The sequence below is a fragment of the Nitrospirota bacterium genome (genome assembly GCA_040757595.1).
Lineage (GTDB): Bacteria > Nitrospirota > Nitrospiria > Nitrospirales > Nitrospiraceae > JBFLWP01.
This window is the reverse complement of the sequence record JBFLWP010000002.1, coordinates 181,779-203,045: the sequence shown is the minus strand read 5'-3', so window position 1 is coordinate 203,045 and position 21,267 is coordinate 181,779. Positions and strand designations below refer to the sequence as shown.

At 65.1% G+C, this 21,267-nt stretch carries 21 protein-coding genes; 1 reads left to right on the top strand and 20 read right to left on the bottom strand.

Annotation, left to right across the window (positions count from 1 at the left end; translation table 11 throughout):
• Positions 1-142: 142 nt before the first annotated feature.
• Complete coding sequence (locus AB1411_02820) at positions 143-2,044, bottom strand: hypothetical protein (GenBank protein ID MEW6542525.1); 1,902 nt, start codon at positions 2,042-2,044, stop codon at positions 143-145.
• Between the two features lie 141 nt (positions 2,045-2,185).
• Here AB1411_02820 and ubiA point away from each other — a divergent pair, with 141 nt between their 5' ends.
• Positions 2,186-3,091, top strand: coding sequence for a 4-hydroxybenzoate octaprenyltransferase (gene ubiA, locus AB1411_02815; protein MEW6542524.1), 906 nt, complete (start codon positions 2,186-2,188; stop codon positions 3,089-3,091).
• Between the two features lie 9 nt (positions 3,092-3,100).
• On the opposite strand, the gene AB1411_02810 is transcribed toward ubiA, so the two are convergent.
• The 19 genes from AB1411_02810 to AB1411_02720 all read right to left on the bottom strand — a co-directional run bounded on the left by AB1411_02810 (position 3,101) and on the right by AB1411_02720 (position 21,222).
• Positions 3,101-3,601: a hypothetical protein gene (locus AB1411_02810; GenBank protein MEW6542523.1), complete on the bottom strand. Its 501-nt coding sequence runs from the start codon at positions 3,599-3,601 to the stop codon at positions 3,101-3,103.
• Positions 3,602-3,622: 21 nt separating this feature from the next.
• A complete protein-coding gene (locus AB1411_02805) occupies positions 3,623-4,654 on the bottom strand; it encodes a c-type cytochrome (protein ID MEW6542522.1) in 1,032 nt (343 codons plus the stop codon).
• Positions 4,651-5,490, bottom strand: coding sequence for an ethylbenzene dehydrogenase-related protein (locus AB1411_02800; GenBank protein ID MEW6542521.1), 840 nt, complete (start codon positions 5,488-5,490; stop codon positions 4,651-4,653). The genes AB1411_02805 and AB1411_02800 overlap by 4 nt, the downstream gene beginning before the upstream one ends.
• 43 nt (positions 5,491-5,533) lie before the next feature.
• Positions 5,534-6,253, bottom strand: coding sequence for a c-type cytochrome (locus AB1411_02795; GenBank protein MEW6542520.1), 720 nt, complete (start codon positions 6,251-6,253; stop codon positions 5,534-5,536).
• Between the two features lie 28 nt (positions 6,254-6,281).
• On the bottom strand, positions 6,282-6,905 hold the full coding sequence (locus AB1411_02790) for a cytochrome c (GenBank protein ID MEW6542519.1): 624 nt from the start codon (positions 6,903-6,905) through the stop codon (positions 6,282-6,284).
• Between the two features lie 30 nt (positions 6,906-6,935).
• Positions 6,936-8,786 (bottom strand): cytochrome ubiquinol oxidase subunit I, encoded by a 1,851-nt coding sequence (locus AB1411_02785; GenBank protein ID MEW6542518.1) that lies wholly within the window; start codon positions 8,784-8,786, stop codon positions 6,936-6,938.
• A gap of 11 nt (positions 8,787-8,797) precedes the next feature.
• Positions 8,798-9,763: a hypothetical protein gene (locus AB1411_02780; protein MEW6542517.1), complete on the bottom strand. Its 966-nt coding sequence runs from the start codon at positions 9,761-9,763 to the stop codon at positions 8,798-8,800.
• 82 nt (positions 9,764-9,845) lie between these two features.
• Entirely contained in the window at positions 9,846-10,940 is a 1,095-nt protein-coding gene (locus AB1411_02775) for a cytochrome bc complex cytochrome b subunit (protein ID MEW6542516.1), read from the bottom strand.
• 15 nt (positions 10,941-10,955) lie between these two features.
• Positions 10,956-11,894: a ubiquinol-cytochrome c reductase iron-sulfur subunit gene (locus tag AB1411_02770; GenBank protein MEW6542515.1), complete on the bottom strand. Its 939-nt coding sequence runs from the start codon at positions 11,892-11,894 to the stop codon at positions 10,956-10,958.
• Between the two features lies 1 nt (position 11,895).
• Entirely contained in the window at positions 11,896-12,720 is an 825-nt protein-coding gene (locus AB1411_02765; GenBank protein MEW6542514.1) for a cytochrome c, read from the bottom strand.
• Positions 12,721-12,824: 104 nt separating this feature from the next.
• Positions 12,825-14,543: a cytochrome ubiquinol oxidase subunit I gene (locus AB1411_02760; protein MEW6542513.1), complete on the bottom strand. Its 1,719-nt coding sequence runs from the start codon at positions 14,541-14,543 to the stop codon at positions 12,825-12,827.
• A 36-nt stretch (positions 14,544-14,579) separates the two neighbouring features.
• On the bottom strand, positions 14,580-15,170 hold the full coding sequence (locus tag AB1411_02755) for a cytochrome c (protein ID MEW6542512.1): 591 nt from the start codon (positions 15,168-15,170) through the stop codon (positions 14,580-14,582).
• A 232-nt stretch (positions 15,171-15,402) separates the two neighbouring features.
• Positions 15,403-15,870, bottom strand: coding sequence for a carboxypeptidase-like regulatory domain-containing protein (locus AB1411_02750; GenBank protein ID MEW6542511.1), 468 nt, complete (start codon positions 15,868-15,870; stop codon positions 15,403-15,405).
• Positions 15,871-16,199: 329 nt separating this feature from the next.
• A complete protein-coding gene (locus AB1411_02745; protein MEW6542510.1) occupies positions 16,200-16,589 on the bottom strand; it encodes a hypothetical protein in 390 nt (129 codons plus the stop codon).
• Between the two features lie 77 nt (positions 16,590-16,666).
• Positions 16,667-17,683 (bottom strand): adenosyl-hopene transferase HpnH, encoded by a 1,017-nt coding sequence (gene hpnH, locus AB1411_02740; protein ID MEW6542509.1) that lies wholly within the window; start codon positions 17,681-17,683, stop codon positions 16,667-16,669.
• Positions 17,684-18,119: 436 nt separating this feature from the next.
• Positions 18,120-18,455: a type II toxin-antitoxin system PemK/MazF family toxin gene (locus AB1411_02735; protein MEW6542508.1), complete on the bottom strand. Its 336-nt coding sequence runs from the start codon at positions 18,453-18,455 to the stop codon at positions 18,120-18,122.
• Positions 18,440-18,655: a hypothetical protein gene (locus AB1411_02730; GenBank protein MEW6542507.1), complete on the bottom strand. Its 216-nt coding sequence runs from the start codon at positions 18,653-18,655 to the stop codon at positions 18,440-18,442. Before AB1411_02730 ends, AB1411_02735 begins: the two co-directional genes overlap by 16 nt.
• Positions 18,656-19,444: 789 nt before the next feature.
• Positions 19,445-20,779: an SUMF1/EgtB/PvdO family nonheme iron enzyme gene (locus AB1411_02725; GenBank protein MEW6542506.1), complete on the bottom strand. Its 1,335-nt coding sequence runs from the start codon at positions 20,777-20,779 to the stop codon at positions 19,445-19,447.
• Complete coding sequence (locus tag AB1411_02720; GenBank protein ID MEW6542505.1) at positions 20,776-21,222, bottom strand: caspase family protein; 447 nt, start codon at positions 21,220-21,222, stop codon at positions 20,776-20,778. Before AB1411_02720 ends, AB1411_02725 begins: the two co-directional genes overlap by 4 nt.
• Between the last annotated feature and the right edge of the window lie 45 nt (positions 21,223-21,267).

Below are 21,267 nucleotides of genomic sequence, written 5' to 3'. Positions count from 1 at the left end.
CGGCCCGCGCGACCATGGGCGGCATGATACGCAGGTCCTCACGAGCCTGTCAACCGATCCACCGAACCGTCTCCGCCGCTCCCCGTCACGAATTGAGGCTGCCACGGGGAAGCCGAGCCGGCCTGTGTCCGTGCCGGGCACCTCACTTGAGACGGGCCAGAGGAAGGTTCCAGGCCTTGTGGGTGGGATCGAGTGCCGGCACACAGGCCGGCTCCTGCTCGCGCCCGTACTGGGCCTTGGCAGTCTGGATCACCTGGACCCGCGCATAGTCGAACAGCTCGCCGAGCGCCACCACGCCGTTCTTGTCCTTGTCGGCGGCCCCCCGCAAGCCCTTGAGCAGATAATAGGTGAAGAGCCCGTGCTGGCCCGCCTCGTGCTGCTGAGCCGTCTGGATCTTGCTCGTGCTCAGAAGCTGCACCAGCTTCCCGTCGGTCACGGAGGGGGCGACCCACACCGGCTCTCTATCGTCCTGCTCGATCGCGGCGGTGGGTCCCATCGGCGTGACGTCCAGCATCAGGATCGCCCGCTGGATGGGCAGGCGCGTCAGCGCCGTCTGCAGCCGGCGAAGGGAGAATGCCTTGAGCGGGGCCTCGGGACTCCCCTCGTGGGGGAGCAGGGAGACCGCGCCGGTGGCCGGATCCACCACGGCCCGGCCGGAGAAGTAGATCAGCACCAAGCCGTCAGGCCCCACCCGTTGCGGCAACCAGTCCTCGAAGACCTCCGCCAGATCCGGCTTCAACACGTGCTCGTCGGTCAGGAGTTTGACCCGGTCTTCGGGAATGCCGATCACGTTCTGGAAATACTGGGCCATGATCTCCGCGTCGTGGACGGCAAACTTGACGCCCGACAGGTCCGGATCCCGATAAGTCCCGATGCCGATCGCCACGGCGGCGGCGTTCCTCCGCACGGCCCCGCGGACCAACCGTGGCACCTGGTCCACGTCCACCGAGAGGACCTCCAACTGCTCCGCCCGCCCCGGACGCATGGCCGCAATGAATTTCTTGGGCCGAATCTGGCCCAACACCGGCGAGGCGGCCTCGACCGAGACGGTCAGCTCCCCTTGCCGCTCGTCGGACACGACCGGCAGGGTCCCGCTGGCTTCCACCCGCTTGCTCTCGCCCGGCGCGAGATCGCCCACCGGAATCTGCGCGGGCAGGGTCTTGGCCAGGACCGGCCCGCCCTTCAGCGCCACGACGACGCCGTTCGCAAAGCCGGGGCCCTCGTTCTTGACCTCCACCCGAAGAGTTACCCGCTCTTCCCCCTCCAGGACCTGATCCTGACCTTCGTCCTTGAGCATGGCCCGGAAGGACAGGGCCGTCGGAGCCCCCTGCTGCGCGGGGGCAGCCGCAGCCGGCCCTGCGGCGGTCGCAGCCAAATCCGGACCGCTCTTGCTGGCCCCTGGAGCGATCCCGGCCACCACCGGTCTCCTCCCCTGCCGCTTGGCGGTCGCGACCTGCTGGATCTTGGTCGAGGAGCCGAGGTGCTTCTTGAATCCCTCGGCCATTTTGGCCACGGCCTCGTTGGCCAGATCGGCCAGTCCTTGCACGTCGCAGGCGTCCCGCTCCGTGTCCACGTTCCCCCGGGCCTCGGTTTTGAGGCTTTTGGTATAGAGGACCGTCCCGTCCACGTCCACGTAGTTCACCGTCGCGCCCAGCGAGACGGCCGCCGCATAGGAGTTCGTCTCATGGCGGGGGATGAAGAGCCGCAACTCCTTGAGGCCCAGCGAAACCTGGACCACGGCGTCAGGCGGCTCGCTTGGGCCGGGGAATTGCGGTCCCCCCTCCATCTGGAGGTGCTCGAAGGTCATGCCGATCTCCCGCTTCAACGAAGCCCGAAACCGGTCCCCGAGTTGAAGCACCTGGGCCTGTCCGCAGGCATCGTTATACTCCAGTCCCGCGCCGGTCACGGAGGGGTCAAGCTGGAGGTTGACCGTCAGGGGCAGCCAGTAACCCTGCGAATCGGAGCCGAACCAGGGCCTGGAGGTCAGGCCGGCACAGCCGGCCAGAACCGCCGCCAGGACCAGCGCGAGGGTCAGACGTGCCATTGGGGGAGCAGCCGGAGGTAGGGGGCTAAAGGGAAACATCCGCAGCCCACACGAGCCTAGGGTTATACCGGAAACCGACGGTTCAAGCAACCTGAAACGCTCGCGTTGACAGGGTGCTTGGCTTGGGCTAAGGTCCGGCCCATGTTACCACCCCCGGCGGCAGAGCGCCCTTCGCCCGCTTCTCCCCCCTCTTCGCGCCCGGACTGGGCGGCCCTGGCTCGGCTGATCCGCCTCTCCAACCAGTCCGGCACGCTCTTGCTGATGCTCCCGACCCTGTGGGGGCTGTTTCTGGCCTCCAAAGGCCGCCCGTCTCCGACGCTCCTGGCGATTTTCGTCGCCGGCTCGTTTCTGATGCGCAGCGCCGGCGTGGTCCTCAACGACCTGGCCGACCGGCCTTTCGATCGCCAGGTGAGCCGGACCAGATCGCGGCCTCTAGCCAGCGGGGCCCTGGCCCCGTCTGACGCCCGGCGCCTGGCGCTCCTGCTGCTGGGCCTGGCCGGGGGCTTGCTGCTCTTCCTGAACCGTCTGACCCTGCTCCTGGGCCCGATCGCCCTGCTTCTGGCCGCCCTCTACCCCTTCGCCAAGCGAGTCATCCGGCTTCCCCAGGCCATGCTGGGGCTGGCGTTCGGCTGGGGCACGGTCATGGCCTGGGCGGCCGTGCGGAACAGTCTCGACCCGCCGGTCTGGTTCCTCTACGGAAGCATCGCCCTGTGGACCCTGGCCTACGACACGATCTACGCCCTGCAGGACCGCGAGGACGACGTCCGGATCGGCGTCAAGTCGGCGGCGATCCTGTTCGGAGCCCAGACCTGGCTGGCCGTCGGCCTGTCGCTGACGGGGATGGTGCTCCTGCTGGCCACCGCAGGGTGGCTGGTCGGTCTCGGTCCCCTCTTTTACGCGGCGCTGGCGGCGGTCGGCCTGTTTTTTCTGTGGCAGGTGCGTCGGCTTCGCGAGTCCCCGTCACCGGAGCAGGCCTTCACGCTCTTCAAGCAGCATGTCTGGGCGGGCTGGGGAATTCTGCTGGGAATCTGGGGAGGAACGGTGTAGCGGACCGGCTTAATGGACGGGCTTGGCTTCCTTGGGCTTGTCGTCGGACGCGGCGCTCTTCAGCATCCCTTGCACGGCGTTCAAGCTCGCCTGCAGCCGCGCTTCCTCCGTCTTCAGAAAATCGCGCAGCATCTGGGTCGAGGTCTTGACCGCCGAGTGGACCTCGGCCTGGTCCTTGGAGAGGGCGTCGAGCTTGGCGCTCAGATCGGCCAGCCTGGCCTGCTCGCTCTTGAGCGACTCGGTCAGTTTGGCCAGCGCCTCCTGCTGGGCCTTGAGGTCCTGCGCGAGCTGCTTTTCCCGCTCTTCAATCTGCTTCCTGGTCGCCTCGAAGCCGCTCTTGGTCTCGCCTTTGAGGGATTCGACCTTGGCCGCGGAGGAGGCTTCGATCTCCTGCTTCAAGCTTTCCAGATCGCCTTTCGTGGCGCAACCTCCCGAGAGCCAGAGGCCCGCGGCGAGCAGCGGAAAAAGAACCTGGAGGCGAGCGAGCGGCGATCGCTCGATGGAGCGCATGGGTCCCTCCTGTGCGGCGTCTCAGCCAGCCGCTTTTTCGATCGGCTTCTCCGGCTTCGGCGCGCGCAGCATGCTCAGGTAGGCCGCGAGGGCCTTGGCGTCTTCGTCGCTGATGCCGAGGTTGGGCATGCGGGTTTCCGGCTTCATGGCCTGGGGGTACTTGATCCAGCGGTACACCCAGGTGGCGTTCAGGCGGAAGCCGGCCCGGTCCAGCGCCGGCCCCACGACGCCCCCTTCTTCCCCGACCCGGTGGCAGGCGTTGCAGCCGTACTTGTTCGTGTAGAGCCGCTTGCCGAGCTCCGCCTGTTTCGCGGACTGGTCCTGAGCCATCGCCAGGTCCGGCCGCGGGACGGCCGCGAACTTGGGCCGGGAGGAGAAGTTGCCCGCCGCGGTCTTCGCCGCTTCCAACTCCTTGGACGCGGCCCCGAGAGCCTCCTGCTCCTTGGCCGTCGCGGCCTCGTCCACCTCGGCGCCCTTCTTGTCCGCCTCCTCCTGCGCCTTCTTCTCCGCCGCTTCGAGCGCCTGCTTGGCCTGGTCGAACTTTTGCTGGGCCGCTTGAAGCTGGTCCTGCAGCTCCTTCTTCCGGCCCTCCACGTTGAACTCCAGCTTCATGCCGTGCAGGGTCCGGACGTAGGCCACGATCGCCCAGATCTCCTCCTCGGACAACGTGTACTTGAAGGTCGGCATCGTCGGCACGGCGAACTCGTCGTCCCCGATCTTGTCGCCGATCTCGGGGGTCGTGTCCTTCATGTCGCGGGAGACCGTGTTGAAGATGTCCTCGTCCTTGAACGTGGACATCTCGCTCTTGTTCGAGAGGTCCTTGGGGCGCGGGTCCGGCATCTGCGCCCAGTTGTAGCCCTCGTTCTGGCGGCCGTGCTCGCCGTGACAGTGCATGCAGTAGTGCGCGTACAGCTTCTGCCCCTTGGTCACCTGCTCGCTCTGGAAAAGGGCGCAGCCCGCCCCTCCGACGGCGGCCGCGACGCCCACGAGCGCCGCGGCGAGCGCAAGCCGGTGCACGCCCCTTGTCGCCCCCTGCTGTGCGGCCCCCCTCATGTGGTCGTCCCTTTCTTCAGCTTCCGGATGATCACGAACTGGACTCCCAGGGCCAGACCGACGGCCAAGGCCGCGTAATAGTAAGCGGAATAGTCCGGCGGCGGCTCCAGGCGGAAGTACCACCAGGAAGAGACGGCCTTCTGCGAACCCTTCTCCTTCAGATCGCCGCTCTCCAGCTTTTTCCCGTCCCACACCGCGAACGCGATGTTGATGAAGTCACCCGGCTTGAACTGCGTGTCGTACTGCGCGTCCGCCGTCGTCAGGCTCCGCGAAAACACCACCCGCCAGGAGCCGTTCTGATAGACCCCCTTGCCCCTGACGTCCTGCTGCTCCTGGGTCTTGAGGGTGCCGAAGCCCTGGGCGGTCATGTCCAGCACCGTGGCGTCCTTGTTCTTCCAGAACCAGATGTTCACCGGGCCGCCTTCGACCTGCGCCATCGGCTGCCCGTGGGCGAAGTGCGCCTTCTTGTCCCCCACCATGAACTCCAGCGCCGCCGCATCGTCCGGGTCCTGCGCCGGGTCTTCGTATTCCAGCAGGACGGCCAGGCGCTGGCCGTCGTGCAGGGCCCGCACCTTCACCGACTTGACCGTGACTTCCTGGATCCGGTTCGGCCAGTGGACCTGCGGGGACATCGGGAACTCGGCGGCAGGCGCCGCGTTCCAGGCGGCCGCGGTCGGGTCTTCGCCCGGCAGGTCGCCCTTGACCATCGGAGCCCGCACGACGACGCTCTCCTGGGCATGGGCGAGAGGCACGAGGCCCGAGGCGAGAGGCACGAATCCAGCCAGCGAAAGGATCAACACTCGTCCTAGTCCCGCTCTTTTCCCAGGCTGCTTCACGCTGCTCCTCCTCCCTCGCCCCTGGCCCCTCGCCCGCAACCGATTATTCCCAGGTGCGCGGCTTCTGATGGGCGCCGTCGTACTCGCCCATGATGATCTTCCAGATCCACTCGTCCGGCAGCTCCACCTCCCAGCGCGGCATGGCCGACTTCCAGGGCATGCCTTCGATCGGGAGTCCGACCCCGCCCTTCTTGATGCGCCAGAACAGGTAGCTCTCCTGGAGCATGGCGATCGTGGTCGGATCGGAGAAGTTCGCTGGCGGCGGGTTGAAGCCCCGCGCGGCCGGCCCCTTCCCGTCGAAATTGCCCCCGTGGCAGGGCGAGCAGAAGGCGGCGTACAGCCCCTTGCCGGTCATGACGTTCTCCGGCGTGTTTGGCACCGGATTCGACAGGCCCACGAACTCGCCAGGCGGCGCCGGGTGGATCGTGCGGTTCTCGGCCGGAGGCTGGTCGCTCGGCATCGTGCTCGCATACGTCTGGTACCCGACCAGCAGCGGGAACAGCACCAGCACGGCCATCCGCGCGCCCTGCATCGCGCCGCGCTGCCCTTCCCCGCTCAGGAACCGGAAGATGGGCCCCAGGAACGCGTCCATGGACTGACCGCTGAGCGTGGCGAAGATCACGATGCCCGTGACCGTCAGGGCCAAATAGAGGAAGATCAGGCTGGCCGGCAGCGGCGCGGTGAACAGCGGGAGCCCGAACTTCAGGAGCAGGTAGATGACGACGGTGAAGATCGTGCCTTTGAGCAGGAGTCCGCCTTTCATACCCTCCATCCCTTCCTTCCCGAGGATCTCACCGGCCGTGGGCGGGAATCAGCGCCGCCACTTTCTGCGGCTGCGCGGCCGGCTGCGCCGGCGAGCCGGCCTGCTCGATCTCCGACGGGCTCACCGTGATCGGCTCCCCGCTCATCTGCTGGAGGAACGCGATCACGGAGAGAATCTCGTTCTTCGTCAGCCCGATCGGGTTCTTGTTGATGTAGGGCATCCGCGCCGGGTACTCCTTCGGCGGCCCTTCGTGCCGGAAGTCGAGATAAATGTAGGCCTGGGGCTGCGTCAGGCTTTCGTAGATGAACTCGCGCGTCAGCTTGGCGCCGATTCCCTTCAGGTCCGGGCAGCGGGCCGACTCGCTGGGACCGATCGAATGGCAGAGGGCGCACTGCCCTTTGCTGAAGAAGATCTTCTGGCCGATCGCCGCCATGTCCGCCGCGGTCTTGATGCTGGCCACGTCGAACTTCTCTTCGGCCGGCGGCAGCGACGCCATCTGGGGAACGCCCAGCGCGACCAGCGCGAAGATGCCGAGCACGATGACCACGAACCCGACGACCCGCACGAACCGGGCCTGGATGAACAGCAGGATCGCGACTCCGATGCCGACGATGCAGAGCCCGATCACCTGAAGTAACGCGACTTCGCTCATAAGCCCTCTCGAAAGCTGAGAAGCTGTCAGCTACTCCTTGTCCAGCGCCGGTGAGCCGCCCGCCATCGCCGGCACCGCCCCGGCCGGCACCTTGGCCTTGCCCTCGGTCCCTCCCGCCTTGGCCTTGTCGCCCATCGTCGCCACCCAGAAGATGAACGCCACGAGCATGCAGAACAGGAACGTGTTCAGCGACATGAAGGCCGCGGCGTAGCCAAGGGCCGGGGAGTAGGCGTACTGCGAGGAGTCGCGCATCACGCCGTAGATGTGCCAGTGCACCCGCGACGAGGACCGCGCGTAGCCCATCAGGGTCATGAGCAGGATGACCATGACCGCGTTCAGCACGAGCGCGTAGGCGGAGCGCGGCGGCATGCGGCCCCAGACCATCTCGGTCGTCGTCTTCGCGCTGCGCAGCAACAGCGCCGTCAGCGGGGTGATCGTCAGCATGACGAACAGCACGATCAGCACCTGCGCGACCGAGAAGTAGTTGATCCGCACGATGGCCGGGACGAAATAGCCCCAGACGCCGAGCACGATCACGACGACGGCCGCGACGCCGAGCACGCCGCCCATGATGGCTTTGGCCACCTTGGCCCAGGTGGCCGTCTCCTGCTTGCCGGCCCGCCAGTACATGATGAAGCTCATGAACGTGACCAGGATCATGAGGTTGGCCACGGTCATCTTGGCCGACATGACGCCGAAGACGCCGAGCAGCGGATGGTGGGTGCCGCCCATCTTCCGCGCCTCCTCCAGGCTGGCCACCAGCGAGTGGGGCGTCATCCAGACTCCCAGGCAGAGGAGCAGGATCACCAGCATGGCCATGATCGGCCGCTTGTACTTCACTTCCGCTCCCGGAATCCGGTGCGTGATGCCGAGCCAGAAGTAGTAGTTCGAGCCCAGGAACAGGACCCCGATCAGCATCGCCTGCAGGATGAACAGCCAGGAGAGGAAGCCGCCCATCAGCGTGATGCCCATCTGCTGGTTGTACTGGTAGATCTCGCGCATCAGCCAGTAGCCGGCGAACGGCAGCGGGAGCAGCCCGAACACGCCGATGAAGTTCCCCACGTAGCCCATCCAGTCGTAGTGGTCGCGCTCCTCCGGGCTCTTGGCCGAGAGGTACCGGATGCCCGCATACGCGCCGCAGATGTAGCCGCCCAGCACGACGTTCGCGATCAGCCGGTGGATGTTGACCGGCCACCAGGTCGGATTCCACGTGGCGGCCCAGGCCCGCTGGATTTCGGTCCCCTCCGAGATCACGACCGGGCTGGCCTGGAAGGTGGCCCAGGAGTTCGGCACGATCATGATGAAGAAGGCGAAGACGTTCAGCAGGAACCCGAGGAACAGGTGCAGGGATTTCATCCCCCCGTCCTGCATCGCGTCCCACCCGTACCAGTAGAGGTACAGGGTCGCGGTCTCGAGCAGGAAGAGGAGGCAGTAGACGATGAAGGACGGGAAGAAGATGTCGGTCAGGTACGCCATCAGCTTCGGGTAGAAGCCGATCAGCAGGAACAGGAGGATGCCGCCGAAGAGCGCCGTGGTCGCGTAGGAGGAGGTCAGCAGCTTGGTGAACTCCTTCGCGAGCTTGTCGTAGCGCTTGTCGCCGGTCTTCCAGCCGACGATCTCGCAAAGCCAGGCGAAGATCGGGACGCCGAGGACGAAGCCGGCCAGCAACAGGTGCAACTGGGCGATGACCCAGACGACGTTCCGGCTGCCCAAGCCGGGAATGTCCCGGTAGGCGACGCTCTGGGCGGCGCTGGTCGCGTCCTGAGCCAGCCCCAGGCCGGGCAGGAAAGCCAGGGCCGTCAGCACGAGCAGTCCGGCGAGCACCGAGCCCCGACCGTGGAAGAAACCGGTCCGCTTCGGATGATGTTCGTGGTTCCTCATGGCTCTCCCCTTCAGTGCTTGTGCCCGTCGGCCGCGTGCGCGTCGGCGTGATCCGGCCTGGCGGCGGCAGCGGCCTTGGCCGGCTCGACCTTCGCGCCGGCCCCGTTCTTCCCCGCCGCCCCCTTGGACTGGTCCTTGGCCTTGCCTTTTCCCTTGCCTTTGGTCTCCTCTTCCTTGGCCTTCTCCTCCAGCGACTGGACCGTCGCCTCAGCCTGGGCCAGCAGCTTCTCGCTCTTCTGCAGGGCTTCGACCGGCTTGAGCTGGTGCACCGGCTTGGGCGCCTCCTTCTTGTACAGCTCGTGCGGGTGCGGGGTCGTGGCCGGCAGGAAGCCCCAGAACAGAACGATCAGCAGGACGCCGGTCGCCGTGAAGGCCGTGAGCAGCAGCGGCTGATCCGCCGGAACCCGGCTCAGGTCCCACTGCCTGACCAAAGCCTGGTAGGAGGCGTCCGAGGGGGCCGCGAGGATGGCCTGCCGCCGGACGATCCATCCGAAAATGGACAGCCACGCGAGGATCAGCACCAGCAGCATGACCGCCGCGACGCTGCCCCACATCGTCAGGTCGATCCCGATCCGCTCCGCGACCGGCAGGCTCTTGAGGATTTCGATCTCCATGATCTTCTCGGTGATCCCCTTGGCGAGGCCCGCCGTCTGCGTTTCGACCACGTAGGCGATCGGCAGATAGACCGCGCTGAAGGCGGCCCCTTGCCACCAGAGCGTGAGGCCGAGCGAGGGTTGCGGGTTCACCCGCAGCCGCTCCAGGAACACCGTCCTGGCGCTGAGCCCCGTGGCCCAGATGTCCACGGGAATCGAGAGGAGCAGGAGGAACGCGAGGCCGGGCATCTCCCAAGGGTGGAGGCCGGCCGCCAGAAGCAGCAGGACGACGACGAACTTGGCGGGAACGCCGGTCCAGAAAGCCGGCCAGGCGACGGCGAGCCCCAGCTTCACGGGCGAGATGGTCGAGGGCTGATCAGCCATGCTAACCAACGATGAATGCAGAACGACAAATGATGAATGAAGAGCGTCCCTCGTTCAGCATTCAGCGCTCACCATTCATCACTTAATCTAGAAATTCCCGATTGATGATGGCCGATACCGTGAACACGAGGATGCCGGCCATGACGATCAGCCAGCCCACGAGGGCGACCGGCCGCTTGAAAATATTCCGCTCCGGGCTCCGATCAATGAAGGGCAGCGCGGCCAGGAACAGCATGAAGGCGCCCGGAATGGCCACCGCGCCCAGGAACTGTCCGAACTCGCCGGCGAAGATCTTGAGCCGGAGCATCTGGAAGAGGAACAGGAAATACCATTCCGGCTCCGGATGGTACTCGCCGGGGTCCGGGGTCGCCTCCTCCAGCAGCACGACCGGCTCGACGAAAGCCAGGCTGCAGATCGTGAGGAACACGGCTCCCATCGCGACGATGTCCTTCCAGACCTGCCGCGGGAAGAAATAATCGGTCTTGGCCTTGAGCTCCTCGTGGCTCCCGCGGAACGGCCCGGCGGGACCCGCCTTCCGGAACAGGAACAGGTGCAATCCCGCGAGCCCCATCAGAGCCGCCGGCAGGATCATCACGTGGATCACGAAAAAGCGGCTCAGCGTCATCTGACCCGGCGTCGGCCCGCCCTTGAGGAACCGGGCCATGAAATCCCCGACGACCGGCGTCTTGTCCATGATCTCGACGCCCACGGTGGTCGCCCAGTAGGCCCGCTGGTCCCAGGGCAGCAGGTACCCGGTGAAGCCGAAGCCCATCACGATGCCGAAGAGGGCCAGCCCGACCAGCCAGATCATCTCCCGCGGCTTCTTGTAGGCCCCCCACAAAAACACCTGCGACATGTGGGCGAACACCATCACGACCATCGCCGAGGAGCCCCAGAAGTGGTAGCTCAGGATGAACCAGCCGTAGTCTACCTCATGGATGATGTACTGGGTGCTGGCGTAGGCGTGGTCGGCGCTCGGAACGTAATAGAACATCAGCAGGATGCCCGTCACAGCCTGCATGATGAAGATGAAGAGCAGGACCGAGCCGAACACGTAGGCCCAGCGGGAGCCCCCCGGCACCGGCTCGTTGAGCATCTTGGCCTGGATGGTCTTGAGCCCAACCCGCTCGTCGACGAAGGCGATGATCTTTTCCAGCGCGGTCGGTTGTCCGTTCATGACGCGATCCGCCCCTCAGACGATGCGGACCTGGGCCTTGGTCCCGGCCTTGTATTCCATGTCAATGATCTCGATGTCCCCGTTGGCCGCCACCCGGATCGGCAGGGCGTCCAGCGGACGCGGAGCCGGGCCGTCCAGGACCTTGCCGCTCGCGTTGTAGATGCTGAGGTGGCACGGGCACAGGAACACCTGGCCGAGCACCTTGTGCGACCGCCACTTGTAGCCGCAGCCGAGGTGCGGACACTTCCCGGAATAGGCGATGTAGGGCACCGTCTGCTTGTTGCTCCAGACGAGCTTCCCGGCGGAGTCGTGGAAGTCCATGTCCTTGCCCTTGTAAACCTCCGCCATGACCGCGGGAGAGGCCTTGAGGATCCAGACGTTCTTGTCGATCTCGGCCTCGGGCATGAAGGCTTCCTTGACCTTCTTCTTGAACTTGAACTGCACCCCCACGTCCTCGGTCTTGATCTTGCTCACGTTGCCGATCTTGATCCAGTTGTTGTCGAACGGCGCGTACATCGGCTTCATGAGGTAGCGGAGGACCGGGAACGCGAGCGGGAGCGTCATGAGGGCGCCGATCGCGTGCGTGAAGTTCGTGAAGAACGTCCGGCGCTTGATGCTCTTTTCGAGCTCGGGCACCGGCACCAGCACCTCGCCCGGCTCCACGTGCAGGTGCTCCTCCAGGTGCGCGATCTCCACCTCGTGGACCGTCACGTAGTCGTCCCGCTTCAGCGCCGGGAACTGTTCCAGCTCGCTGGAGGCGGCGCGGAGCTGCACGGCGCCGTCCGTCACCGCCTGGACCTGCGACATCGGGACCTGCCGCTCCGGCGCACCGGCTCCATCTCCCACGACGATGTGGCTGATCTCGCGGGAGAGGGGATCGACGATGACGCGCGTCACCTCGCCGACCTCCCGGTCGGTGCAGCGGACCTTAGCTTTCAGCTTGGGCTGCTGCATGTCACTTCTTCTTGATCGGTTTCGGCGTGTTGACGGCCGGATTCTTGAGCGTGGAGAGGAACGCCACCAGCGCCTCGACTTCTTTCTCCTCCATGAGCTCCTTGTACTTGTCCGGCATCTTCTTCTTCTCGTATTCCTTTTCGAAGCCTTCCGCCATCCAGCTCTGGGGATCCAGGATCTTCTGCTTGAGCTCCTCGGGCTTCAGCAGGTTGCCGATGTTGTCGAGCTCCGGCCCCCGCTTCTTGCCGCCCTCGCCGAACAGCTTGTGGCAGTTGTAGCATTCCTGAAGGTTCCATTGCTCCTTGCCCAGGGCGACCAGGTCGCCGGTCGGCGCCCCCGCAGCCGCCACGGCCGGCTTGGCGCCGTCCGCCGCCGGCGCTTCCGCCACCGGCCCCCCGACCGCCTGCAGCCGCGCCATGAGCGCCTCGGTCTTCTCGGTCAGGGCCTTGGCCCTGGCGATCAACTCTTCGGCCTTGCCCTGCTCGGTCGCCGCCCGCTTGGCCTTCAGAAGCTTCTCGATCTTCCCCTTCTCGTCCTCCGGATCGTACTGGGGCAGGAGCGAGGCTCCGCCGATATAAACGCCGGAGATCACGAGATAGAACACCAGGAGCGCGGCGATCGCTTTGGCGCCGCCCATCGGCTTGACGGTGGGCGCGTCGAGGAGGATGAAGACCGCCGCGCCCAGCATGGCGTAGATGAAGAACATGACCTGGAAGACGGGCGGAAACGCCAGGGCCTTGGCGGCCCCGACCAGGACCCCGCCGATCACGACCCCGGCGATGCCTTTCTTGATGATGCCCGCGATGAGACTCGGCTGGTCAGCCATATACAAACCTCAATGATGAACGCTGAATGCTAAATGCCGAAGAACATTGAGAATGCAGAGCCGATTTTCATTCGTCGTTCATCGTTTCGCGTTTATCGCTGCATTTATTCCGCGCCCGCCGGCACCGGCTTGGCTTCGTGCGCGTGGGCTTTGGCTTCGGAGACGCGCAGGGTCAGGATGATCGCGAAGCTCACGATCAAGTAGAACGCCAGCGTGATCCCGGTCACCCACCAGGCCGAATAGGTCAGCGTCGGCGTGAAGGACTCCGCGGTGAAGTCCGGCACCAGGTTGTACGTATGGAAATACTTCTTGACGAGCGAGCGCACCGCCCCCATCAGGCCCATCGTCCAGATCGCGCTGAAGGCCAGGAAGATCAGGACGAACTGGGACGCGAAATCAATCTTCCCCCAGACGATCGTGCCCTGCCGGATCGCGCGGTTGTAGAGGACGTAGTTGACGACCGTCACGAACACCAGCGTGAACGCCGCGGCGTTCTTGGCCGGCATGAGCGCCAGGAAACCCCAGTCCGACGGCAGCTCCAGGTGCTCCGTCGCCAGGGCCTGGGTGGCCACGAACCCGTGCGGAGTCATCCAGATCGCGTTGCCGACCACCACCATCAGGAAGCCGACCTTGATGACGGCGCGGGACGAAACCGCCAGCCGGCCGAGGGGCGGGACGATCTTGCCCAGGATGGCCGGCGCCAGCACCAGGGGCACCAGCACCGCGAGGGACCTCGGATCGGGAGCCGGGAAGATCGTCCAGGCGTACGTCATGACTCCGGGCAGCGCGAGCATCACCAGCACGGTCAGCACGGACATCCTGACGCGTTCGACCCCTTCGATCCGCTTCATGCTCAGCCAGATGTAATAGTTGCTGGCCAGGAAGATCAGCCCCACCATCGCGCCCTGCATCTCGAAGAACATCGAGAGCTGGTCGGCCATCATGTACGGGCAGATGGACGCGTCGTAGTCGCACAGCTCGTAGGCCAGCAGGTAGCCCATGAACGGCAGGAAGAGCAGCGCCCCGACCCCGATGAGGTTGCCGACGAACCCCATCCAGTCGTAGTAGGACCGCTCGTTGTCGTTCTTGGCCCCCATATACATGTAGGCGGCGATCAGGCCGGTGATGAACCCGCCGAACGTCACGTTCCCGACCAGCCGGTGCAGGTTCATCGGCATCCAACTGTAGTTGTACACCTTGTCCCAGAGGGAGGCGGTCTGGATGTACTCGACCAGGGACAGGCCTTCCGCCGCCTTGGCCGGCGTGTTCATGAACGCCGTCGGCCCGTCGATCACGAACAGCGTCACGGTGCCGATCAGGTTCAGCAGCACGCCGAGCGCGATGTGCCGCGCCTTCTTGTCCCCCTTCCAGGAATCCCAGGTGTAGAAGTACATGTAGAGGACGATCGTCTCGCCGATGAACAGGAGCGGATAGATGACCGCGAAGATCAGGAAGAAGTGGTTGATCAGCCAAGTGGTGAACTGGGCGTAGGTCGCCAGGAGGACGAAGATGAACAGGCCGCCGGTCAGCGCCGTCATGCTGTAGAGGATGACCGTGACCTTGATGACTTCCTTGGCCAGCCGGTCGTAGCGCGGGTCCTGCTTGCGGTACCCCAGCCACTCCGAAATGACCACGAAAATCGGGGCCCCGAGGATGAACCCCGCGAACAGGATGTGGAGTTGGGCGACGATCCACACGGCCGTCCTGTTGCCGGTGTAGGGAAACTCGGCAGCAGGCGGGTTCGGAACCTGGGCGTAGGCCGCCGTTCCGAACAGGGCCGCCAAGCCAAACAGAATGAGGAGACTACGCTGCCACATTTTCATGGTGTCTCGCCGCCCCTCCTCCAGAATCCGGAACGCTTACTTCCCGCCGGCCGCCGGCGCGCCCCCGGTCGGAGCCGCCGCAGGCGCCGCACCGTCCTTCGCGCCCTCGGCCGGAGCTGCTGCCGGAGCCGCCGCCGAGGCGGAGCCGACCGGCACCCAGTCCTTCTTCGCGACGTCCCACTCCTTCCCCTTCAGCCCGAAGTTATGCTCGAACGCGACCAGCTTCCAGCGGTCCTCTTCAGAGAGCTTGCTCTTCCAAGCCTTCATCTTGGTGTTGGGCACGCCTTCGGAGATGCGCCAGAACCAGACCGAGTCCGAATAGAGCTTCATCCGGTCGGTCACGCGGAAGTCGCGGGCGCCCGCCTTGACCGGCTTCCCGTCCTTCCCGTGGCAGCTCGCGCAGTTGACGTCCGGGTTCTTGGCCCCGATGAACAGTTGACGCCCCTCTTCCGCGATCTTCTCGTCGGCCCACCAGCCGGCCGGCATGTGCTTGTCCGCATACTCGGGCGGCGGCGGCGGCGGAGCCACGATCGGCCCTTCGCCCTCCTCACCGCAGCCCGCGACCGACAAGCCGATGCCCGCCATCCCTGCCAAGAAAATCGTCCTCGTCCATGCCATACGTTTCATACGTGCCCACCCATTCCTTTCTTCGAGGTTCCCCGCCGAACCGTCCTTTCGATCGAGAAGCCCCTGCGCCCGGCTCTCAAAATTAAAGACGCTTTCGTCCAGGCCGCCGGGCCTGAGGCAAAAGCGCCATCCCGCTCAACCCGCCCTGAGGGTTGCCGGCAGCCCGTGCGGCGCCGCCGACTCCTAGAACATCTCGTGAGGCGACCGGCCTCTTCGCCTTGCTTCGTCTCGGCTATTTCCGCTGCCTCTTTCCCTGCCCCTGCGACCGTTGGCGCTTCCTGAAGAATCTGGCGCCGGCAAGCGCCGCCACCGCCGCGATTCCGATTCCCGCTCCGTAGTAGACCCAGGGCGACGATTCCTCCCCCGCCGTCTCGCAGCCGGACCCGATGGTGACCTTGACCAGCCGCTCCGTCTCGACATCCTTGGGGTCGAACTGCGCGGTCACCCGCTGCTCCTGCTGGAGCGCCGAGACCAGGATCGGATCCCCCCGGTTGTCGTTGTGCAGATGCAGCGTCGCCTTGTAATACCCTCGGCTGTCCGTGTAGACGCTGACGCCCACGGAAGCCCGCGTATCCTTCACGATCACCTGGGTCTCGGCCACGGGCTTCCCGTCGCTCCCGCAGACGAACCCTTCGACCGTGAACCGGTGATCCACCTCGTGCGTGGCCGACACGACGCCAGGCGCATAGGTAATCGCCACGATCGCGAGAGCCCTGACAGCCGACGACGCCGAGCCGGCCTGCCAGAACCTCCTGCTTCGTGGCCCCTGCCCCATGTGTCTCGGCGACCGTGCCGCCGCAGCCGTTGGTTGCCGCGTTCGCAATCGCGGCAACCCTTGGAAACCCTCAGAAAAACACGGCACGCCCGATTTTGGGCGCGAAGTTTTTAGCATAGGCTTTCCCCTTTGTCAATAAACGATTTCGCCTGCTGCGAGAAGGGGTACGGAGGGATGGGCGGCCCCTGGCCGAGCGAAACTCCGCACGAACTCAGTTGGGAGAAACGATGCCGAAACCGGCCGGAATCCGTCGTTCACAGGTGACCGCGGGCCCGGGCCTCCGCGGCGGCCCGCTCCGCTTCGGCTTTGCGCTGGGATTCCTTTTTGGCGATCCAGGCTTCCCAGGACTTGCCCGAAGCGGTGTCCTCGCCGGTGAAGGCGATCGTGCGGACGTCGGCGTAGGCGATCACCCTCTCTTCGTCCTGGCCCTTCGGAAAGAGGTGGAGCACCGGCCTGGCGCCGGTGGGCACGCGGTTAAAAATGTAGCCCTCGACGGTCTCGCCGGACTCCAGCTCCAACGTGACGTCGCCCCGATAATCGAAGGCCAGCTCGATGGCTTCGGCAAGCTCCTGCTGGGTCGCAGGACGGAACAGGCGCCCCTGCAGCGATCCGGCTTCCGGCGTGTGGTACTTGGCATCGGTCATGGGCCGTCCTCTCTCGTTGCTCGTGAAGCGTACCTCGCCAGCGACGAACGACGAGCCACGAGACACGCCGACAGGAGTTAGCGGGCGTTGGGCATGAGCGTGGTGACGACGGTACGCCCGAATCCGGACCAGGACCCGAACGTCTCTTCGACGGCGGAGGCCTCGTAGCCGCAGTGCACCATGCAGTCGGCGCACTTCTCGTTCCGCCCGGTTCCGTACCGGCTCCAATCGGTCTCCTCCATCAGCTCCCGGAAGGTCTTGGCGTAGCCTTCCTGCAGCAGATAACAGGGACGTTGCCAGCCGAAGACGTTGTAGGTGGGATTTCCCCATGGCGTGCACTGATAATCCCGCTTCCCCATGAGGAACTCCAGAAAGAGAGGAGACTGGTTGAAGCGCCAGGACCGCTTGCGGCCGCCCAGGATGCGCGCGAACAATTCGCGGGTCCGGTGCCGTTTCAGGAAGTTCCTTTGATCCGGCGCCTTCTGGTAGCTGTACCCCGGCGAGATCATCATGCCTTCGACGCCGAGCGCCATCATCTCGTCGAAGAAGGCGCGCACGCGCTCGGGATTCGCGTCGTCGAAGAGCGTGGTGTTGGTCGTGACCCGGAACCCGCGCGCGAGCGCCGCGCGAATGGCCCGCACCGCCACGTCGTAGACGCCGTCCCGGCAGACCGCCAGGTCGTGCTCGTCCCGCAGCCCGTCCATGTGGACGCTGAACGTCAGGTAGTTCGACGGAGCGTAGTCACCGAGCTTCCGCTCGAGCAGCAGGGCGTTGGTGCAGAGATAGACGTACTTCTTCCGCTCCACCAGTCCCCGCACGATTGCAGGCATCTCCGGGTGGATGAGGGGCTCGCCGCCCGGGATGCTCACGATCGGCGCCCCGCACTCGTCGGCCGCGGCCCAGCACTGTTCCGGCGTCAGCCGCTTGTCGAGGACGTGGTCCGGATACTGGATCTTGCCGCAACCGGCGCAAGCCAGATTGCAGCGAAACAGCGGCTCCAGCATCAGCACGAGCGGATACCGTTGGACCCCCCTCACCTTCTGGGTCAGGACGTACTTGGTGACGGTATACATCTGGGAAAGCGGAACGGCCATTCCTCTCTCCTTCTTTGTATCGAATCGGCGGGCTAGCCCGCCGCATCGTCGCCGCTTCAAAGCCGTGATGCTATCACCGCGAACCGCTCATCGTCAAATAAAGGGAATCTTCAATTTTCTTGCACGCGCCCGCGTTCCGCCGGCGTGAACGGCGACGAAGAAATTGCGACAGGGCGCCCCGGTCCCGGGCCGGCGACTGGCCCACTGGTCGGGGCACGGGCCGGTCGGGGCCCGTCCTGAGCTTGTCGAAGGGATCAGGGTGGTGCGCTCTTCGGCTTCCCGCCTCAACAGCGGGATGAGCCGGGGATCGGTCTGGACGCCCGCATGACACACTCCGGGCCTTCCCACGGCCCATTGCATTGAAAAAGAGCAATGGGCGCCCCAGATGCGGATTCTGACCGTGGGCGGGTATCATTGGCACAGCAGAGAATGGACGTCAAGCTCGGAGACCAAGGACCCGCCGGATTCCTTCCTCAATCGAGGCCCAGGCCTCGGGAGGAAGCGTCCCGATCCGCTTTTTGAGACGGGACTTCTCCAGCGGCCCGACCGACTCGCACTTGGCATAGCTGGCGGTGCGCAGACCAGTCTGCTCTGGTTCTTCTGGAAGGGGCACGCGGAGCGGACTCGGGACAGAGGTGAGCGGAATGACCAGGACATCCGGCCAGGCAGATTCATTCACGGCGTTGATGCTGACGACCAGAACCGGACGTGGTTTGGGGTGCCTTGGCGGGACAACGGTCCAGATCTCGCCACGCTTTATTCCTCCCTCCACATCGCCTCCTCCATCAGGTCCCGCAGGGCCGCGTGGGCACGTTGTTCATCCTCGGGCTCCTTGTGCTTGGCCAGAGCCCGCCGCAGGGCGAGGTCCTCGGACGCTTCCTGAAAACGCCGGAGCACCCGCTCTAACTTTTCGGAGCGTGATTGGCCGGGAAGCGAATCCAGGAAGCGCACCAGCGGTCGGTCCACCGTCACGGAGAGTTTTTCCTTCACAGCTTCAACCTGTTTATGGGTAGGATAGTTGGTAGGATAGGTTATCCGATCCAGGAGGGTCTGTCAAGGGCGCTTCCTCGTTGGCTGACGGGGCAGCCCTGCGCACCTCCAGAGCCGGCGCCCCGGTCCCGCCTGTAGTGAGCTCGTCGAACTGCCTGCGGTGAGCCTCGTCGAACCGGGCCGGCCTAACGACACGATGAATGCACAACGATTCGCAAAGCCTTACGTTCATCATTCCGCATTCATCACTCAGCGTTCCTGCTGTTACCGCCAGTCGCCCGACAGCACCCAGGCGCCCCAGTCGTTCGGCCGGCTGTCGCCACCGTACTTCGCCCGGTTCTCTTTCATCACATCCAGTTGGGCCTGCCGCAGCGCCGCCGCTTTCCCCAGCGGCCCGCCATCACTCGGGCTTCGCCAGAGATACCCGTAGAAACTTCGTCATCAGGCGGACCATCGGCTCATCCGGCACCTTCCCAGAGGCTCGTCAGCCGCGTGCAGGCCCCGGTCCCGGGCCAGCACCTGGCCCCTACCCCACCTATCCTCCCCTTATCAAGGGGAGGGATGGGAGGGGGTGGCCGGTCCGGGCCCGTCCTGAGCTTGTCGAAGGGATCAGGTCGGTGCGCTCTTCGGAGTCGGCGCTTCAGGGGCAGGAAGTCCGGCGCCCTCGTTTCGCGGAGGGCATGAGTTCGACCCCACCTGGCCTCCCCTTACGAAGGGGCGGTATTTTCAAAATCGAAGACCAAGGGCTCAAGGGTTCAAGCGTCCAAGGGCTCAGGGAGTCTTCGCACACCGGAACCCGACGAGGTCGTCCCGGAGCGTCGGGCGGCCGCTGCTCCGGTACGCTGTCCGCACGTTGAACGCGTAATTGAGCCAGGAGCCGCCCCGGAGCACCTTGGATGAGCCGCTCGAAGGGCCGGTCGGATTCCGGTCTGGACTGCTCCGGTAATAGGTCCTGTCATACCAGTCCGCCGTCCATTCCCAGACATTGCCCGCCATGTCGTAGGCGCCGTAGGGGCTTTTGCCGGCGTCATGCTCCGTCACCGCGGTCAACGTGGCGTACCCCTTCCACTCACAACACTTGCCGAAATTGGCATGCCGGCTCGTAGGCGCGTCATTGCCCCAGGGATATGTCCGTCCATCCGTTCCCCGCGCGGCCTTCTCCCATTCCGCCTCGGTCGGCAACCGTTTCCCATAATACCGACAATAGGCGTCGGCGTCGTGCCAGTCCACGCCGATCACGGGCCGCTCCCCGTCGCTGACCAGGCTGACTTCGTTCCAGCGGGCCGGCGTCGCCCGACTCGTGGCTTGCAGAAAGGCCGCATAGCGGGTGGTCGTCACTTCGTACTTGTCAATGTAGTAGTCGTCCAGCGAGACGCGGTGGACGGGTTCCTCATCAGTGAAGTCGTTGCTGCCCATGATGAACTCCCCCGCCGGCACCAGCACCATCGGCGCCCCGTCTTTCCCCGTGATCTCCTGCGCGGCCTGCTTGGGCGTGCTGTGGGATGGCAGGCTTGCCACTTCGAGCGCCTTTTTCTTCTCCTCGATCTGTTGCTTTTTCTTCTCAATTTGGCGCTGCAACGCGGCCTGCTTGACCTGCTCATCAACTCGCCGCTCCTGTTCTTCTAACGCTTTCAATTCCGCTTCGGCTCGGCTCAGCGCCGCGCTCGCCCTCGATGCGGCCGATCCAGCCGGCGCCACAGCCGCCAGCGGCACAGCGATTCTTTTTCCCAGATCAGCTTCTCCCGGCAACAGCACCGGCGTCTGCTCCCGGTTCAGCTCCTCCACGGCGGTCTCCGCCACCTGCTTCCGGACATAGGGGTAGAGCTCCTTCAGCGTGACGAGTCCGTCCTTGTCCTGGTCGGCCTCCCCGTGCAGCCCCGTGAGCAACGCATAGGTGAAGAGGCCGTGCCCGGCCTTGTCATAGTCCGAGCTGATCTGGGTGCCGGTGGATGCCGCGAGCACCACCACCTTGCCCGCCGCCAGGAGGGGGTTCTCCAGAGAGAGCACCATCGGGCGGGCGCCCTTGGCCAGCACCGAGCGGCCGACGGCGCCGGAGAAGCAGGAATCCAGCATGACGATCACGTGCTTGGCCGACAGCTTGTTCACTCATACAGGGCTTTCAAGGGATACAGCCCCGAAGGGTAGTCCGGGTGCCCGTCCCAGGACACGAGGTAGGCGTCCCCAGTCTTCGGATCGGGCGTCCCGTGCCCGGCATAGTACACATAGACTGTGGACTCCGGCTTGACCCGCATCCGCAGCCACTCCCCCACGGTCCGGAGATCGTTGCCTGTCGCCTTGGCCTCGGTCATGACCCGGATATGGGATTTCGGGATCCCGGCTTGGGTCTCCAGGAGCTTCGCCACCGCTTCGGCATCCTTGACGCCATAGGCCACTTTCGGGATGACCTCCTCGCGATACTGACTGATCCCGATGACCACCGCGTAGGCGTCGGGCTGCTGGAGTGATGGCACTCCGGCCTGGCTCGCCATCGGACTCAGACCAGCCAGAAGGAGCAAGCTGACCAAGACCCACGTGCGCGGAAGATACATGGCACGCCTCCCTTGTGAAACACGTGCTATAGGAATATTTTAGGC

Bases quoted from the DNA above. Each gene is read 5' to 3' on its own strand.
- AB1411_02760 (MEW6542513.1), bottom strand. From the start codon at position 14,543: ATGAAAATGTGGCAGCGTAGTCTCCTCATTCTGTTTGGCTTGGCGGCC.
- AB1411_02770 (MEW6542515.1), bottom strand. From the start codon at position 11,894: ATGCAGCAGCCCAAGCTGAAAGCTAAGGTCCGCTGCACCGACCGGGAG.
- AB1411_02765 (MEW6542514.1), bottom strand. From the start codon at position 12,720: ATGGCTGACCAGCCGAGTCTCATCGCGGGCATCATCAAGAAAGGCATC.
- AB1411_02810 (MEW6542523.1), bottom strand. From the start codon at position 3,601: ATGCGCTCCATCGAGCGATCGCCGCTCGCTCGCCTCCAGGTTCTTTTT.
- AB1411_02795 (MEW6542520.1), bottom strand. From the start codon at position 6,253: ATGAAAGGCGGACTCCTGCTCAAAGGCACGATCTTCACCGTCGTCATC.
- ubiA (MEW6542524.1), top strand. From the start codon at position 2,186: ATGTTACCACCCCCGGCGGCAGAGCGCCCTTCGCCCGCTTCTCCCCCC.
- AB1411_02745 (MEW6542510.1), bottom strand. From the start codon at position 16,589: ATGACCGATGCCAAGTACCACACGCCGGAAGCCGGATCGCTGCAGGGG.
- AB1411_02805 (MEW6542522.1), bottom strand. From the start codon at position 4,654: ATGAGGGGGGCCGCACAGCAGGGGGCGACAAGGGGCGTGCACCGGCTT.
- AB1411_02775 (MEW6542516.1), bottom strand. From the start codon at position 10,940: ATGAACGGACAACCGACCGCGCTGGAAAAGATCATCGCCTTCGTCGAC.
- AB1411_02780 (MEW6542517.1), bottom strand. From the start codon at position 9,763: ATGGCTGATCAGCCCTCGACCATCTCGCCCGTGAAGCTGGGGCTCGCC.
- AB1411_02720 (MEW6542505.1), bottom strand. From the start codon at position 21,222: ATGTATCTTCCGCGCACGTGGGTCTTGGTCAGCTTGCTCCTTCTGGCT.
- hpnH (MEW6542509.1), bottom strand. From the start codon at position 17,683: ATGGCCGTTCCGCTTTCCCAGATGTATACCGTCACCAAGTACGTCCTG.
- AB1411_02790 (MEW6542519.1), bottom strand. From the start codon at position 6,905: ATGAGCGAAGTCGCGTTACTTCAGGTGATCGGGCTCTGCATCGTCGGC.
- AB1411_02820 (MEW6542525.1), bottom strand. From the start codon at position 2,044: ATGGCACGTCTGACCCTCGCGCTGGTCCTGGCGGCGGTTCTGGCCGGC.
- AB1411_02755 (MEW6542512.1), bottom strand. From the start codon at position 15,170: ATGAAACGTATGGCATGGACGAGGACGATTTTCTTGGCAGGGATGGCG.
- AB1411_02785 (MEW6542518.1), bottom strand. From the start codon at position 8,786: ATGAGGAACCACGAACATCATCCGAAGCGGACCGGTTTCTTCCACGGT.